Source organism: Motilimonas sp. E26, assembly GCF_021278025.1.
Taxonomy (GTDB): domain Bacteria; phylum Pseudomonadota; class Gammaproteobacteria; order Enterobacterales; family CBDFNC01; genus Motilimonas.
This window is the reverse complement of sequence record NZ_JAIBHJ010000027.1, coordinates 38,261-53,386: the sequence shown is the minus strand read 5'-3', so window position 1 is coordinate 53,386 and position 15,126 is coordinate 38,261. Positions and strand designations below refer to the sequence as shown.

The 15,126-nt window shown below is 42.3% G+C and carries 14 protein-coding genes; 8 read left to right on the top strand and 6 right to left on the bottom strand.

All coding sequences use genetic code 11. The features are described 5' to 3' along the window. Positions 1-64: 64 nt before the first annotated feature. The 8 genes from K1M91_RS17745 to ttcA all read left to right on the top strand — a co-directional run bounded on the left by K1M91_RS17745 (position 65) and on the right by ttcA (position 9,276). Entirely contained in the window at positions 65-1,684 is a 1,620-nt protein-coding gene (locus K1M91_RS17745) for an EAL domain-containing protein (RefSeq protein ID WP_232803597.1), read from the top strand. A 178-nt stretch (positions 1,685-1,862) separates the two neighbouring features. Further along, on the top strand, positions 1,863-2,843 hold the full coding sequence (gene pheS / locus K1M91_RS17740; protein ID WP_232803596.1) for a phenylalanine--tRNA ligase subunit alpha: 981 nt from the start codon (positions 1,863-1,865) through the stop codon (positions 2,841-2,843). Between the two features lie 16 nt (positions 2,844-2,859). Next, entirely contained in the window at positions 2,860-5,247 is a 2,388-nt protein-coding gene (pheT, locus tag K1M91_RS17735; RefSeq protein WP_232803595.1) for a phenylalanine--tRNA ligase subunit beta, read from the top strand. A gap of 3 nt (positions 5,248-5,250) precedes the next feature. Then, on the top strand, positions 5,251-5,550 hold the full coding sequence (gene ihfA, locus K1M91_RS17730; protein ID WP_232803594.1) for an integration host factor subunit alpha: 300 nt from the start codon (positions 5,251-5,253) through the stop codon (positions 5,548-5,550). Between the two features lie 186 nt (positions 5,551-5,736). Next, complete coding sequence (cobB, locus tag K1M91_RS17725; RefSeq protein WP_232803593.1) at positions 5,737-6,474, top strand: Sir2 family NAD+-dependent deacetylase; 738 nt, start codon at positions 5,737-5,739, stop codon at positions 6,472-6,474. Between the two features lie 171 nt (positions 6,475-6,645). Then, complete coding sequence (locus K1M91_RS17720) at positions 6,646-7,431, top strand: hypothetical protein (RefSeq protein ID WP_232803592.1); 786 nt, start codon at positions 6,646-6,648, stop codon at positions 7,429-7,431. Beyond that, entirely contained in the window at positions 7,424-8,074 is a 651-nt protein-coding gene (locus K1M91_RS17715; protein WP_232803591.1) for a DUF2987 domain-containing protein, read from the top strand. Before K1M91_RS17720 ends, K1M91_RS17715 begins: the two co-directional genes overlap by 8 nt. A gap of 308 nt (positions 8,075-8,382) precedes the next feature. Beyond that, entirely contained in the window at positions 8,383-9,276 is an 894-nt protein-coding gene (gene ttcA / locus K1M91_RS17710) for a tRNA 2-thiocytidine(32) synthetase TtcA (protein WP_232803590.1), read from the top strand. A 63-nt stretch (positions 9,277-9,339) separates the two neighbouring features. On the opposite strand, the gene uspE is transcribed toward ttcA, so the two are convergent. The 6 genes from uspE to K1M91_RS17680 all read right to left on the bottom strand — a co-directional run bounded on the left by uspE (position 9,340) and on the right by K1M91_RS17680 (position 15,068). Then, positions 9,340-10,272, bottom strand: a complete 933-nt coding sequence (gene uspE / locus K1M91_RS17705; RefSeq protein WP_232803589.1) for a universal stress protein UspE — start codon at positions 10,270-10,272, stop codon at positions 9,340-9,342. A 109-nt stretch (positions 10,273-10,381) separates the two neighbouring features. Continuing rightward, positions 10,382-11,131 carry an FNR family transcription factor gene (locus K1M91_RS17700; RefSeq protein WP_232803588.1) on the bottom strand — a complete coding sequence of 250 codons (750 nt, stop codon included), beginning with the start codon at positions 11,129-11,131 and terminating at the stop codon, positions 10,382-10,384. Positions 11,132-11,293: 162 nt separating this feature from the next. After that, positions 11,294-11,980 (bottom strand): sulfite exporter TauE/SafE family protein, encoded by a 687-nt coding sequence (locus K1M91_RS17695; RefSeq protein ID WP_232803587.1) that lies wholly within the window; start codon positions 11,978-11,980, stop codon positions 11,294-11,296. After that, positions 11,973-12,209, bottom strand: a complete 237-nt coding sequence (ccoS, locus tag K1M91_RS17690; protein WP_232803586.1) for a cbb3-type cytochrome oxidase assembly protein CcoS — start codon at positions 12,207-12,209, stop codon at positions 11,973-11,975. Before ccoS ends, K1M91_RS17695 begins: the two co-directional genes overlap by 8 nt. Continuing rightward, entirely contained in the window at positions 12,206-14,599 is a 2,394-nt protein-coding gene (locus K1M91_RS17685; protein ID WP_232803585.1) for a heavy metal translocating P-type ATPase, read from the bottom strand. The genes ccoS and K1M91_RS17685 overlap by 4 nt, the downstream gene beginning before the upstream one ends. Continuing rightward, positions 14,586-15,068, bottom strand: a complete 483-nt coding sequence (locus tag K1M91_RS17680) for a FixH family protein (RefSeq protein WP_232803584.1) — start codon at positions 15,066-15,068, stop codon at positions 14,586-14,588. The genes K1M91_RS17685 and K1M91_RS17680 overlap by 14 nt, the downstream gene beginning before the upstream one ends. Between the last annotated feature and the right edge of the window lie 58 nt (positions 15,069-15,126).

Sequence of the window (15,126 nt, the reverse complement as noted above, 5' to 3'; positions counted from 1 at the left end):
AGCACTGCTACCGTGGAATATCCGCAAGAACAAGTGATCGCCTAACAATCAAGCCTGCGGAGTATTGAGCGCTTACGCTAATGCTGCACTTTGCGCCAGTTTTGGTTATAAAAATTTTGACGATTTGCAAGCCAATTACGGCGGCGACATGTCGCGATTTTATCATCATGAGAACAGCCGCGATAATTTAATAACTGAGATGTTAGAAAAAGGCTTTGTTAATAATGTAGAGATTAAAGTAGTTCGTGTTGATGGCAGTATTTTTTGGGCGCTATTAAACCTACGTTTATCTAACTTCTATCATAATGAAGACCGCATTATTGATGGCTCAATTGTTGATATTACACAGCGCAAAAAGCAGGAATTACGCTTGCGTTACATGGCCCAGCATGACCAACTAACAGGCTTATATAATCGCCGAAAATTTGAAGAGTGTGTGACTCAAGTAATCACCGGAGAGCAGGAAGGCCACGGTAAAAACATCATTTTTTATTTAGATTTAGACCAGTTTAAAGTGGTAAATGATACTTGTGGCCACAGTGTTGGCGATAAATTACTGCAAAGTTTAACTCGTTTGTTAGTGGCTGAAATCCCTAAAGACCAAGTTCTTGCGCGTTTGGGTGGGGATGAGTTTGGTGTAATGTTAACTAATGCTTTTGTTAATGACGCCATTGAACTAGCAGAGCGACTTCGCTGCGTAGTACAAGATTATCGTTTTGTTTGGGGAGAGCAAGTATTTAGCCTGGGGATTAGTATTGGGATCGTTGCCATTGAAGCAAATATGAAATCGTTTGCCGAAGTTTTAAGTTTTGCCGATACGGCCTGTTATACCGCGAAAGAGCAGGGCCGTAATCGCATTTATTTCTACTCTGAAACCAATAGTATGGTAAGCCGATATCAACAAGAAATGGGTTGGGTGTCTAAATTAAATGATGCATTAGCTCACGATTTATTTGAGCTGGCCTTTCAAACCATTAAGCCATTAACAAAAACGGCTACAGGTGATCACTTTGAAGTATTACTTCGGCTACGCGATGAACAAGGTGATTTAATTGCCCCGAGCGAGTTTTTACCTGCGGCTGAGACGTACAATTTGATTGCTTCTATCGATAAGTGGGTGGTTGAGCATTTCTTTATTTGGATGAATAAGCATCCTGATGTTTATCAAGATATCGAGAAAGCCAGTATTAACTTATGTGGTCAATCCATGGCCGATCGTGACGTTAAAAACCACATCTTGCAGTGTTTTGAGAAATATAAAATCGCGCCAACAAAAATCTGTTTTGAAGTCACAGAAGGGCAAGCGATTCGCGACATCGATCGTACCTTATCTTTTATGGAAACCTTCCGTGAATTAGGTTGCAGCTTTGCACTGGATGATTTTGGTGTCGGCTTCTGTTCATACTCCTACCTCAAGCGCCTGCCCATTGATTATTTGAAAATTGATGGTTCATTTGTACGCGATATATTGGCTGACGAAACGGATTTTGCAATGGTTCGCTCCTTCTCAGAACTGGCCAAAGCTGTTGGCGTTAAGACCATTGCAGAATATGTTGAAAGTGGCTCGATTGAAGAAAAGCTGAGTCTAATTGGGATTGATTATGTACAGGGGTTTGGTATCGCTAAACCACGCTTGTTGCAAGAGAAAACGTTGGCCAAAGCTCATTTAAAACTCAATGAGTAAAGCGGAAATGTTAAATCTTGTTGACCCTAAGGTTAAAAGGCTGACATTCTGATAGTAAGTACACTTAATCTATGTCCTTTCCCCGTAAGAAAGTCGATCATTACTAGCTATATCAAGCAGTTTTCAGTAGTATTTCCCCCTTTATAATCCATAAGAAGCTTAGGGTGACGAGGGACAAATGCAACACCTTGATGAACTGATAGCAACCGCGATAAAAGCGATTGAAACCGTAACTGATGCGGCAGAACTAGATCAGATCCGCGTAGAATATTTGGGTAAAAAGGGCATAATGACTGAGCAAATGAAATTGCTTGGCGCATTACCTAACGACCAAAAACCTGCAGCAGGCCAAGCCATTAATCAGGCAAAACAAGCTATTCAACAAGCCCTTAGTCAACGTAAAACTAGCATTGAGTTGGCAGCATTAAATGAAAAACTCGCTGCTGAAAAAATTGATGTTAGCTTACCTGGCCGTGCGAATTTACCTGGTAACATTCACCCGGTAACACGCACCATCGACCGCATTTGTGAGTTTTTTGGTGAGCTTGGCTTTGAAGTTAAAACAGGCCCAGAAGTTGAAGATGACTACCATAATTTTGATGCGCTAAACATTCCTGCGCACCATCCTGCTCGTGCAGATCATGATACATTTTACTTCAATCCGAAGTTGGTACTGCGCACGCAAACTTCTGGTGTACAAATCCGTACCATGGAAGTTGAAAAACCGCCTATCAGAATTATTTCACCAGGGCGCGTATATCGTAATGATTACGACCAAACTCACACGCCAATGTTTCATCAAGTAGAAGGTTTATTAGTCACAGAGAATGCAAGCTTTGCTGAATTGAAAGGCATTTTGCATGACTTTTTGCGTAACTTTTTTGAAGAAGACTTACAAGTGCGTTTCCGTCCTTCTTATTTCCCATTCACCGAACCGTCTGCTGAAGTTGACGTATTAGGTAAAAATGGTTGGTTAGAAATTCTAGGCTGCGGCATGGTACATCCGAATGTACTTAAATCTGTTGGCATCGATCCAGAAGTTTACTCTGGCTTTGCTTTTGGTATTGGGGTTGAGCGACTAACCATGTTGCGCTATGGCGTGAACGATTTACGTTCATTCTTTGAAAACGACCTACGTTTTTTGAAACAGTTTAAGTAACGGAAAAGGGAAAATCATGAAATTCAGTGAATCCTGGTTAAGAGAATGGGTAAACCCAGCCATCGATACTGACGCGCTATCTGAGCAAATTACCATGGCTGGTCTAGAAGTAGACGGTGTTGAGCCAGTGGCCAAATCGTTTACTAATGTGGTCGTTGGCCATGTGGTTGAATGTGGTAAACACCCAGAAGCAGATAAATTACAAGTGACCAAGATCGATGTGGGTGAAGCAGAGCTTATCGACATTGTTTGTGGTGCTGCAAATTGTCGCCAAGGCCTTAAAGTGGCAGTGGCAAAAGTCGGCGCGGTATTACCGGGCGACTTTAAAATTAAAAAAGCGAAGTTGCGTGGCCAACCGTCAATGGGAATGCTTTGCTCACTTTCTGAGCTAGGCATGGCTGAGTCGTCGGACGGTATTCTTGAGCTGCCAAGTGATGCGCCGATTGGCACTTGTGTGCGTGAGTACCTAGCCTTAGAAGATGTCACAATTGATGTTGATCTAACACCTAACCGAGCTGACTGTTTAGGCATTAAAGGTCTTGCTCGTGAAGTCGGGGTGTTAAATAACCTAGATGTGACAGTGCCGAGTTGGCAAGAAGCTCCCGTCACCATTGAAGATAGTCGCGATGTTGAACTGGTCAATCCTGAAGCTTGTCCGCGTTACCTAGGACGTGTCATTAAAGGTATTAACCTCGCAGCAGAAACGCCATTGTGGATGGTTGAAAAGCTACGTCGTTGTGGCGTGCGCAGTATCGATCCAGTGGTTGATATTACGAACTTTGTGCTACTAGAATTTGGTCATCCGATGCATGCATTTGATCTGGCTAAGATTGAAGGCAGCATTAAAGTACGTTTAGCAAACGAAGATGAGCCACTGACGCTACTTGATGGCAATGAAGTTAAGCTTAACAACGAAACTTTAGTCATTGCTGACAACAGTAAAGCCTTGGCAATGGCTGGTATATTTGGTGGCCTCGACTCAGGTGTAACCAACGAGACGACTGATATTTTCTTAGAGAGTGCATTCTTTGCCCCCTTAGCAATTACTGGGCGTGCTCGTCATTATGGTTTGCATACCGATGCATCGCACCGCTATGAACGTGGGGTTGATCCTGAGTTACAGGCTCAAGCTATGTCACGAGCGACAGCGCTAATTGTAGACATTTGTGGTGGTCAAGTCGGTCCAGTAGTGGAAGCCGTGAGTGAAGCACATTTACCTAAACCAACTCAAATTACACTGCGCCGTGCCAAATTAGACAAGATCATCGGTATTCACATTAACGATCAAACTGTTACAGAAATTCTTGCTCGCTTAGGTTTTAGTGTAGAGGTTCAAGGTGCGGATTGGTCAGTGTCGACACCCACATATCGCTTTGATATGGCCATTGAAGAAGACTTAATAGAAGAAGTCGCGCGAGTATTTGGTTACAACAGTATTCCGAATAAGGCGCCAATCGGTGATTTGTCAATGGCGACACATCATGAAGCCAAGCTGCCATTAGCCCGCTTACGTGATACCTTAGTGGGTTTAGACTACCAAGAAGCGATTACCTATAGTTTTGTTGACCCTAGTCGCCAAGCGTTGCTGTTTCCTGAATCTGATCCATTAGTATTACCTAATCCTATTTCGACAGAAATGTCGGCGATGCGAGTGAGCTTATGGACAGGCTTATTAGATGCGGTGGCATATAACCAAAGTCGCCAACAAAATCGTGTTCGTTTATTCGAATCAGGCTTGCGCTTCATTAAAGACGAAACAGCTGAAAATGGTGTGCTGCAACAGCCAATGCTTGCAGGTGTGATCACGGGGAAAGCCCATGAGGAGCACTGGGACTTGCCTTCACGTCCGGCTGACTTTTTTGACCTAAAAGGTGACTTAGAGGCTGTACTTGAGCTGACAGTTGACCGAAATAGTTTCAGTTTTGAGCCTACTGAGCACAGTGCTCTCCACCCAGGACAAGCTGCAGCGATCTATCGTAGTGGTGTTTTGGTTGGTTATATTGGTGCCATTCACCCGCAATTTGAGAAAAAATTAGGTCTTAATGGTAGAACGATAGTTTTTGAACTAGAGTTAGATAAAGTTGTTAATCGTCAACTACCTGCGGCTAAGCCTGTTTCTAAGTATCCTGCGAACAGCCGAGATATCGCTTTAGTGGTAGAAGAAACAGTCGAATCGGGTAAAATTATAAAATTTATCCAAAAAATTGGCGGAAATCAGTTAGTTGGCGTAAACTTATTCGATGTATACCAGGGTAAGGGTATCGAGGAGGGCTTTAAGAGCCTAGCCATTAATTTGGTACTTCAAGATACTGCGCGTACTCTGGAAGAAAAAGAGATAGCCGACGCGGTTGAGTCAATCGTTGTTGCGGTTAAATCAGAGTTTAACGCTTCCTTGAGGGATTAATCTATGGCGCTAACAAAAGCCGAGATTGCAGAACGTCTTTTTACTGACGTAGGTCTAAGTAAACGCGGTTCAAAAGAGATGGTAGAATCATTCTTTGAAGAAATCCGTAAGTCACTTGAATCGGGCGAACAAGTTAAGATATCCGGTTTTGGTAATTTTGACCTTCGCGACAAAAATGAACGACCAGGGAGAAATCCAAAAACGGGTGAAGATATTCCTATATCAGCACGTCGTGTGGTAACTTTCAGACCTGGTCAAAAGTTAAAATCTCGAGTTGAAGATAGTCAGTCAGAGAATAAATAAACAAAACCGCCTTCGGGCGGTTTTGTTTTTCTGTCTTGATTTCTTGAATGGCGGAAGATAATACCGATTCAACTGGGCTGTAGCCCCAAAGAGCCACCGTTTGATCACACTACGACCATAGTGTGATGTTAATTTTGCGACTTTGTTGCTAATTTGTGGCCAATTGAATAAACATGGTATGTCTATATGCCTGAAATAGATCTAAAGAACTGTCAAAATATTGTAATCCTAACCGGTGCGGGTATCTCTGCTGAGTCTGGCATAAGAACCTTCCGCGCCAAAGATGGTTTATGGGAAAATCACGATATTAATGATGTAGCGACACCTGAGGGGTTTAAGCGTAACCCGCAATTGGTTAATAGTTTTTATAACCAACGCCGAGCACAATTGCAGCAACCTTACATCCAACCTAATCCTGCCCACCTTGCTTTGGCTAAACTCACTGAAGAGTTTAACGGCGAAGTTACGTTAGTCACGCAAAATATTGATGATTTACACGAACGAGCGGGTGTTAATCAGGTAATTCACATGCATGGTGAATTACTTAAAGTGCGCTGTCCAAATACTAACCAAACTCTTGAATGGAAAGGCGATTTATCCGTTGAAGATATGTGCACCTGTTGCCAGTTTCCTGAGCCACTTCGGCCACATGTTGTTTGGTTTGGTGAAATGCCACTGTATCTTGACCGCATTTATAGCCAGTTATCGCAAACCGACTTATTCATTTCTATCGGTACTTCAGGCAGTGTTTATCCTGCGGCTGGTTTCGTTCATGAAGCGGCAAGTCAAGGCGCTCATACCATTGAGGTTAACCTTGAGCCTAGTGAAATTAGCTCGCAATTTAATGAGCTTAGACAAGGTGCCGCTGGCTTGTTAGTACCACAACTGGTAGAAGAAATTTTAGCTGCGGTTAGAATAACTTAATCATATTCTGGCTAATAAAGCGCTTGAAAACATTTATCAGGTAAAATTGTCTATTTTTTCTCTGCGTAAGAGATTGCTAAACAATAATATTGCTCATTATTGCGATTTCCCTTTCACATCTTCGGCACAACCTCTTAAAATGTCCCCCCATGCATTAATAGTGGTTAGGTAATGAGCGAACAAGATAAACCAACACAGTTACAAATTGGCGGCAATTTAACGAACTCTTTAACCCAAGGCTTTAAGTTAGACCTTAAGAATGTATTTGCTGAATCTTTTCAATTAACGTTAAAAAACTTGTCGACCTTGTTGTTGGCTGGATTAGCCGCCGTCGGTTTCATGATGTTGGTTGCCAGTGTTTTAGTTCACGGTGGTGAGTTACTGGGCTTAATTAAAGAGGTGGTTGATGAAGAGGGTAACCCCGTAATTTTTACTAAAGAAATGGTCACTATTGCGCTGTTAATGTCCGTATTTGTTATCCCCTCGCTGATTGCTGGTTTTACTATGATGAGTATTAATCACGTTGTCGGCCTTAAGAGTAAACCATTGATGGTTTTTGATTTTTTTAAATATTTTGGGCCACTCGCCATCGCTTTCGCCGTTCCGAACATGCTCTCCATGTTATTTATGAATTTAGGCTTGGGCTTATTTGCATATTTTCCATCAATTTACATCAGCGCTATTTTTTCCTTGGTTATTCCGCTAATGATAGAGCGCAAAATGTCGGTGATCCAAGCGGTACCACTATCAATTAGGGTGGTTCATAAAGGATTGGGGCAACTGTTTATAATCCATGCGGTTATTAATGTGCTAATGGTGGTAGCGGTGATGACAGTGATTGGCTTAGCCTTTGTGATCCCTTTCGCTTTTACCCTCCAAGCGCTCATCTATCGCGAGGTCTGTGGGATCCGCTTGAGTATTGAAGTAGCTAAAGATAAAGGTGAGTTCAGTGCATAAAATTTTGTCTATTAGCTGCTTATTATTGCTCTCTCAGGCTGCCCAAGGGGCGGAATCAAAAGTTTCTTATGGCGATTTTTACAAACGCTTAGATGTGGTCAATAAACAAGGCTTAACACAAGTTTCACCGGCATTCTTTTTACTGAGCCCCGATGGCACTGGCCCTTGTATTTTAAATGATGCGTATTTACAAACTAACGCTCAAAAAGTAGCAGTAAAGCAGACCATAGATGGCGAGTTAATTTTGCCATTTGATGCTCGGTTAAAGCAGGACAAGGCTGAGCTGGTGATGGACTTTGCTGCGGATGAGCCCAATTGTGCCATGTCGATACAGACTAAGTTGATTAAGCCTATAAGCCAAGTAACGGAAGTCTCTGCACTGTTAGACATCGCCAATGAATTAGAAATGCTTATGAAGGGGCATGCTGGTTTTTGGGGGAAACTTTTTTTGCCTGATTTTAATGGCATTAGTTTACAACTGAGTGATGACTTAGATAGCGACTCAGTGAGCATTGCTGGTGATGATTTCAATGTGGTGAACCATAAAGTCAACTTGACTAAACAATGGCTTGAAGAGCAGGGTGACAAGCCTCTTGAACTGACCTTTCAAGTCATCGATATTAAGCCTTGGTTGGCTAATTAGCAGTACTTTCCTCATGGCTATACGTGTATAGCCAGCAAATGCTTGCTGAATAAGTATTTTGGGGCTGTTTGGTCATATTGTTTGCATGATGAGAGCCGAGTGGAACCTCAGCTTTCGCTCCCTATGCGATGTCAAACAGATTGCCCCTTGCTATTTTCTACCTCCTGTCGACATCATTTTCAACACTGTAATACGCAATACCAAGCGTCTAGCGGTATTTCAACTGTGTTTAAAACACCGTATAATCCGCACTTTGTTAATTCCCTTAGTGTGCCAGCAGCCATGTTTAACGGCCTGTGAGAAGTTGAATGAATCCAAAAGATATACGAAAAGAAACGCTTGAATTTAATAAATTAAACAAGCGTTTACGCAGAAATGTGGGTAATGCCATTGTCGACTACAACATGATTGAAGAAAACGATGTGGTAATGGCGTGTATTAGTGGCGGTAAAGACTCCTTCGCAATGCTGGACATTTTGCTAGCATTGCAAAAATCTGCGCCAATTAAGTTTGAAGTTATCGCTGTTAACCTGGATCAAAAGCAGCCTGGTTTCCCTGAGCACATTTTGCCAGAATACTTTGAGAGCTTAGGGATACCTTATTACATTGTCGACAAAGATACTTATTCAGTAGTTAAAGAAAAGATCGAAGAAGGTAAAACAACTTGTGGTCTGTGCTCCCGTTTACGTCGAGGCACCTTGTACTCTTTTGCTGAGCGCATTGGTGCTACTAAAATTGCGTTAGGCCATCACCTTGATGATATTGTTGAAACCTTATTTTTAAACATGTTTCATGGCGCTCGTTTAAAAGCAATGCCGCCTAAGTTACGCTCAGATGACGGACGAAACGTGGTCATCCGACCTTTAACTTATTGTCGTGAGTCAGATCTCATCGCTTATGCTGAACAAAAGCAATTCCCAATTATTCCTTGTAACTTATGTGGCTCACAAGAGAATCTGCAACGACAAAATATTAAAGGGATGCTGGTTGAATGGGACAAAAAGACACCGGGCCGTGTAGAAAGTATTTTCAAGTCCATTCAAAATATCAGTCCAAGTCAGTTAGCTGATAAAAACATATTCGATTTTGCAAATTTGCCCATCGATCGGGAACAGGACAGAAAAGCATATGCGTTTGAGGAAGCGGTTGTTTCATCATCGAATATTGATGAATCTTTATTTATCGATGTGACTAACGTTTAATTACGGAAAAGGTCAGCATGACTGACCTTTTCATTCACTTATTTAAATTAGTCCATTACTGACTTACTGACTGAGTGGAGAGACGTAATCGTGAGGTTTAAGAGCGAGTAAATCACAATTTAAACTGTCAATTAAATGCTCTGCAGTATTACCAATCAAAGCGGCGCTCAAGCCGGTTCTTCCCACTGTGCCAAGCACCACTAACTCTGCATCCAGCTCTTCGGCAATTTGAGGTATCACATCTTCGGCTAACCCCTCTATTACATGCTGCCTATCAAGGGGAATAGCGTGCTTTTCTCCGTGTTTTTGAAGCATTTGCTGATGACGCTCTTTTATCGCATCGCGATACTCAACGGGATTAAAATCAGGTAACTCAAGTGCGATGTTCATTGGCGTACTGGGGTAGGCATTAACTACACTTACATGAGCATTAATCATTTTTGCAACGTCTAATGCCTCATTGGTTATTTTGTCATTTAATGCCAAGTGTTCGTCATCCTCAGCAGTAGCATTAATTGCAGCTAAAATCGTACCATTTTCAGGCCAATCATGTTTCTTAACCAATAACAATGGCTCTGGGCATTTACGCAGCAGATGCCAATCAGTAGGTGTGAATATGACTGATTGTAATTTAGGGTGGTGGTGTGTTGCTTTAACGACGAGATCGTGGCCGAAGTCTAGCGTTTCCTGAATGATGCTTTCAAAAGGGCGGTTATGCCAAATCACTTTAGTGTCAATCAAAAGGCCTTGATTTCGATAGGGAGCAGCAAGCTCTTCTAACCAATCCATTTGTTGCGCGATAACACTTGAGCGCATGGCTTCTCTTTCTTCAAGAGAAAGCATGGTGGTCATTTCAAATGAAAAATCATAAACCGAGAGGAAAAGCTTCAATTTAGCATTTTCTTCTTTTTGACAGATATAGGCTGCTCGAGATAACGCAGCCTGCTCTTCTTTTGTAGGATCAATAACAACTAAAATATTGCGAAATTTAACCATGGAAACCCTCCGGTTTACTTGATATATAATGTCACGTACTTAGTATAAATCTAGCCTAAAATAATGATTTATGACGGGATAATGATCAATAATTTGGCTTATAAATAAGTTATTCAGCTTTTACTGCGCCTGCGACCTCTGCAAGTTGAGCATGATCGATAATAGTAATGTATTTGCCTTTTACTGCGATCATTTCACTCTTCTGGAAACGGCCAAGTAATCGACTGATCGTCTCAACGGTTAAACCAAGATAGTTACCGATGTCACCACGTGTCATTGATAAGCGAAACTCTCGTGGTGAAAAACCACGCTCTGAAAAACGTTGTGAAAGGCTATAGATGAAAGCACCAAGGCGTTCTTCGGCATTTTTCTTTGATAGCAATAAGATCATCTCTTGATCGCCAACAATTTCATTACTCATCATTCGCATAATTTGCTGACGAAGTTTTGGCATTTGGCCTGACAAATCATCTAGCGTTTCGTAAGGTATTTCACAAATCATCGATGTTTCTAATGCTTGGGCAAAACTAGGGTGGGTACCTGTATTAATCGCATCAAAACCGACCAGATCGCCAGCAAGGTGGAAACCGGTGATCTGCTCATCACCTTGCTCAGTGATGGTATAGGATTTAACCGTACCAGAGCGTATGGCATACAACGCGCGCATATCTTCGCCCGCTTTATAAAGCTCTTCACCTTTTTGTATTGGTTTCTTCCGTTCAATAATATTGTCTAATTGGTCAAGCTCTGTTTCGTTTAAGCTAACAGGAATACAAAGCTGACTAATACTGCAATCTTGGCAGTGAATTTCGCAGCCACCAGATTGGACTCTTTTTACGCCTTTACTATCGGACTTCATAATTACCCGAAATCTCCACTTGATATATATCAATATTGTAACATTTATTGCTCGGAATCATATAGTCAATACGATTTAAGATTCTGTGACAGAACGTATAAAAGACGGTTAAAGTAACAAAAAAAACGGATATTTAGTTTATTACTCAAGGCGTTGGTTTATCTATTGAATATATTGCATTTGTCTTAACGCTATGTAACCAGTGTGTACCGCGTATAGTGCAAGCATCGTGCTGCCAATCCAGCGAAACCAAAGTGAATTGAGTAGGTTTTTTAAATAGTTAGAAAATAAACCTAAGCTAAACATTGCAGGGAAAGTTCCTAGCGCAAAACCAGCCATAATTAATCCGCCTTGTAGTGCACTGCCGCTCACCGCCGCCCATGACAGACTTGAGTAGACTAAGCCACAAGGCAACCACCCCCAAACGATGCCAAAGGGCAGGGCCATTAATGGATGTTTTATTGGCATTAAATGTGCAGCTAATGGCTGAATAATACGCCATAAATAGTGACCTAGAGCCTCAATTCTTTGTAAGCCTTGCCATATTTTGCTGATATACAACGCCAGCAGTAGCATCATTATTGCGGAAAGCAAGCGTAGCCAAAGTAACGCAGACTTAATCTCAAAAAATTGGCTTAGTGCGGCGGCGCCGCCGGCTATAATCATCCCTGCAACGATATAACTGATCCCTCGACCAAGATTATAAAACAAAATAGCTAATAGCTGACGGGCAGAGCGCTGCTGTTGCTCGATAGAAAAGGTCATGGCGCTGGCAACACCACCACACATAGCAAGACAGTGACCTGCACCAAGTAAGCCAATGAATACGGCAGCGTAAAAATCAGCCATTATTCGGCTTGCCTTGCTCCGAGGCGTTAGTTTGGTCCGCTAAATGTTCGCGAGCATTGGCTTTGTTTGCTAAATGCTCAGCTGATGGTTTGTCTTCATCAAACAAAATATTAACCCCTTCTCGATCTAAGTCTTCAAATTGATCTGTTTTTACCGCCCAAAAAAACAAGGCGACCGCAATCGAGACGAATAAAATGGCGATAGGGATCAGAGTAAATATAATGCTCATTTTTTTAACAGCCTTAAAGAGTTTGAAACGACTACTACAGAGCTTAATGACATACCCAGCGCGGCAATATAAGGTGGGACATGCCCTGTTGCAGCAAGCGGTAAGATTAATAAGTTATAGCCTAATGATAGGCCTAAGTTTTCTCGAATTATAGTGCGTGTTTTAATGGCTAAATTTCGTGCTTGCGCAAGTTTATTTAAAGAATCGCCTAATAAGATAACGTCAGCGGAATTTTTAGCGACATCGGTGCCACTGCCTATTGCAACTGAAACATGAGCCTGAGACAACACTGGCGCATCATTGATACCATCGCCCACCATCAGAGTAACACTGCCTTGTTGCTGGAAATTTTGTACGGCGGCAAGCTTTTGTGCGGGAGTAACGCCAGATATAACTTGCTTTATATTGAGTTTATCCGCAACGCTTTGCGCTTGATAAGAGCCGTCACCAGTTAGCATTGTGGTTTGCACATTAGCCTGATGAAACTGAGTTAAACAGGCTTGAGCGTCATTTCTAAGTGCATCATCTAACTCAAAAATAGCCACTAATTCCGCATCAATCGTCAGCATAATCACTAAAAGCTGGCTATCAATAGGGTTAGCTTGTTGACAAAATACAGGGTTACCAAGTCGCAGTAATTTACCTTGATAATAACCTGTTAAGCCTTCTCCAGGTAAGTTAGTGACAGAATCGACCTGGATATTATTTTGTTTGAAAGGGTGAAATGCACGGCCAATAGGGTGTTCAGAGTGATGCTCTAATGCGCTAGCTAAGCCGAGAACTTGCTCTTGGCTTAGCTCGCCATACAAATACGTATTAACAACACTAAACTTTCCTTGTGTTAGGGTGCCTGTTTTATCAAAAATGAAGTGATCTGCTTTTGCTAAGGTTTCAAGTACATGGTTCTTGCGAATTAACACGCCTAAGCGATTTAAACTGGCGGTGGCACAAGTTAATGCGGTTGGCGTAGCCAAACCCAATGCACATGGACAGGTAGCCACCAACACCGATAGAGTGATCCAGAAAGCATGCTCGGGCGCAATAAACATCCAGCTGGTGTAAGTGACTGCAGAAACAATTAACAGTGCGCCGACAAAGTATCGTGAAACTAAATCTGCAATGACTTGAATGCGAGGCTTTTCGGCTTGAGCTAAATCTTGTAACCGAATGATATCCGCGATCAATGTACTTTGACCTGTCTCTTTAACTTGAATGGTCAACGGACTCTCTAAATTAATGGTTCCTGCGTATACCGCCGCCTCAATTTGTTTCAGTACCGGGATATGCTCTCCCGTCAGCATTGATTCTTCGACGGTTGATTTACCGGCAATAATGATGCCATCGGCTGGGATTGTTTCACCAGGCTTAACCAGTACAACTTGTTCAACCTGTAATAATTTTGCGGGGACGTGTTTAAGTTCATCACCTTCTTTAAGCCACGCCATTTTAGGCATCAGCTTCGCGAGATTATTACCGCTTTCCGATGCTTTGCGCCGAGCCCTAAGTTCAAGCATACGGCCAATGAGCAAAAAGAAAGTAAACATAGAAATAGATTCAAAGAATACTTCCCCCGTGCCCATAATAGTGGCGTAGGTTGAGGCGATATAGGCGCCGAGTAGGGCAATCGAAACGGGAATATCCATCCCTAAAGTGCCGTTACGGATATTTCTCAATGCATTAAAATAAAATGGCTGGGCGCTATAGAGTAATACCGGTGTGGCCATGATCAAACTGACCCAGCGGAAATATTGACGAAACTGGTCTTCCATTCCGGTGAATAAGTCGGCATAAAGGGCGACTGCAAACATCATCACTTGCATTGTGGCGATACCCGCCAAACCAATGCGTTTCATGTAGGATTTTACTTGCTCACGATATTGCTTTTCTTGATCGTCCGCCTGAAAAGGATGAGCGCGATATCCCACCGTGGCGATGGCTTTTAATATATCACTGAGTTTTAGCTGATTGGGATCCCAGCGGATAATTGCGCGATGCAATGTCGTATTTACATTAATAAAAGTCAGCCCCGGTATAACGCGAAGCTGTTTTTCAATTAACCAAGCACAAGCTGCACAAGTAATGCCATCGATAGACACCATGACTTCTTGTAAATCTTTGTTTAGGGCGACAAAATCATTTTGAATCTCTTCAAGATCGTATAAATCAAGAGATTGCAGTGCTTCTGGAACTAACTGATCCGCTTTTTGCGCTGGCTCAGTGCGGTGGTGGTAGTATGACGATAAACCACTCTTAATAATTGTTTCCGCCACAGCTTCACAACCGGGGCAGCACATAGGTTTAGAATCTCCGTCAAACTCAACGGAAAAATGGCTGTTTTCTGGCACAGGCTCACCGCAATGAAAACAGCCCAATGTGTCACTGTTTACCATCTAACGTAACCTTTCCCGTAGGAAATTCGATATCTTCTTGTACACGCCAACTGCCATCGAATGGCTCAATTCGCGTTGCCCATTTACCATCAATAGCTTGGTCTAAATCAAAGCGATAAACGCCTGAGGCATCGGCCGATAACATTAAGTTAAAATCATTCTCAGCAAGTGTAGCATGGTAAAAACTCAGTTTTAGTACCTGTCCTGGTTGATATTGTCCGCCATTAAAAGAAATAAGGCCCGATGTGCCATCAAGTGTCAGATCGAGTGAAATCCCTAATTTAACGGCTTGTTCTGACTTGGACAGATCAGCATGAATGGCTTTGCCTGTTTTGACATGATCTTCAGCGACTAAATCCACCTTATTATTATGGGCAATGATAACGGTCGAAATACCGGCGATGACGGCGGAAAGAGGTAAGAGGATAATGAGCCACACGGGGGCTTGTTGGTACCATTTATTTTTCACCAAAATACTCCTTAAATTGGACTAATGGAGTGTAACAAAAAGGCAAAAAAAAACCCCG

What these genes read in the sequence shown, in the direction of transcription:
- K1M91_RS17700 (WP_232803588.1), bottom strand. Translation starts at nt 11,131, where the DNA reads ATGAAGTCCGATAGTAAAGGCGTAAAAAGAGTCCAATCTGGTGGCTGC.
- uspE (WP_232803589.1), bottom strand. Translation starts at nt 10,272, where the DNA reads ATGGTTAAATTTCGCAATATTTTAGTTGTTATTGATCCTACAAAAGAA.
- K1M91_RS17695 (WP_232803587.1), bottom strand. Translation starts at nt 11,980, where the DNA reads ATGGCTGATTTTTACGCTGCCGTATTCATTGGCTTACTTGGTGCAGGT.
- pheT (WP_232803595.1), top strand. Translation starts at nt 2,860, where the DNA reads ATGAAATTCAGTGAATCCTGGTTAAGAGAATGGGTAAACCCAGCCATC.
- K1M91_RS17720 (WP_232803592.1), top strand. Translation starts at nt 6,646, where the DNA reads ATGAGCGAACAAGATAAACCAACACAGTTACAAATTGGCGGCAATTTA.
- ccoS (WP_232803586.1), bottom strand. Translation starts at nt 12,209, where the DNA reads ATGAGCATTATATTTACTCTGATCCCTATCGCCATTTTATTCGTCTCG.
- K1M91_RS17685 (WP_232803585.1), bottom strand. Translation starts at nt 14,599, where the DNA reads ATGGTAAACAGTGACACATTGGGCTGTTTTCATTGCGGTGAGCCTGTG.
- ihfA (WP_232803594.1), top strand. Translation starts at nt 5,251, where the DNA reads ATGGCGCTAACAAAAGCCGAGATTGCAGAACGTCTTTTTACTGACGTA.
- ttcA (WP_232803590.1), top strand. Translation starts at nt 8,383, where the DNA reads ATGAATCCAAAAGATATACGAAAAGAAACGCTTGAATTTAATAAATTA.
- pheS (WP_232803596.1), top strand. Translation starts at nt 1,863, where the DNA reads ATGCAACACCTTGATGAACTGATAGCAACCGCGATAAAAGCGATTGAA.
- cobB (WP_232803593.1), top strand. Translation starts at nt 5,737, where the DNA reads ATGCCTGAAATAGATCTAAAGAACTGTCAAAATATTGTAATCCTAACC.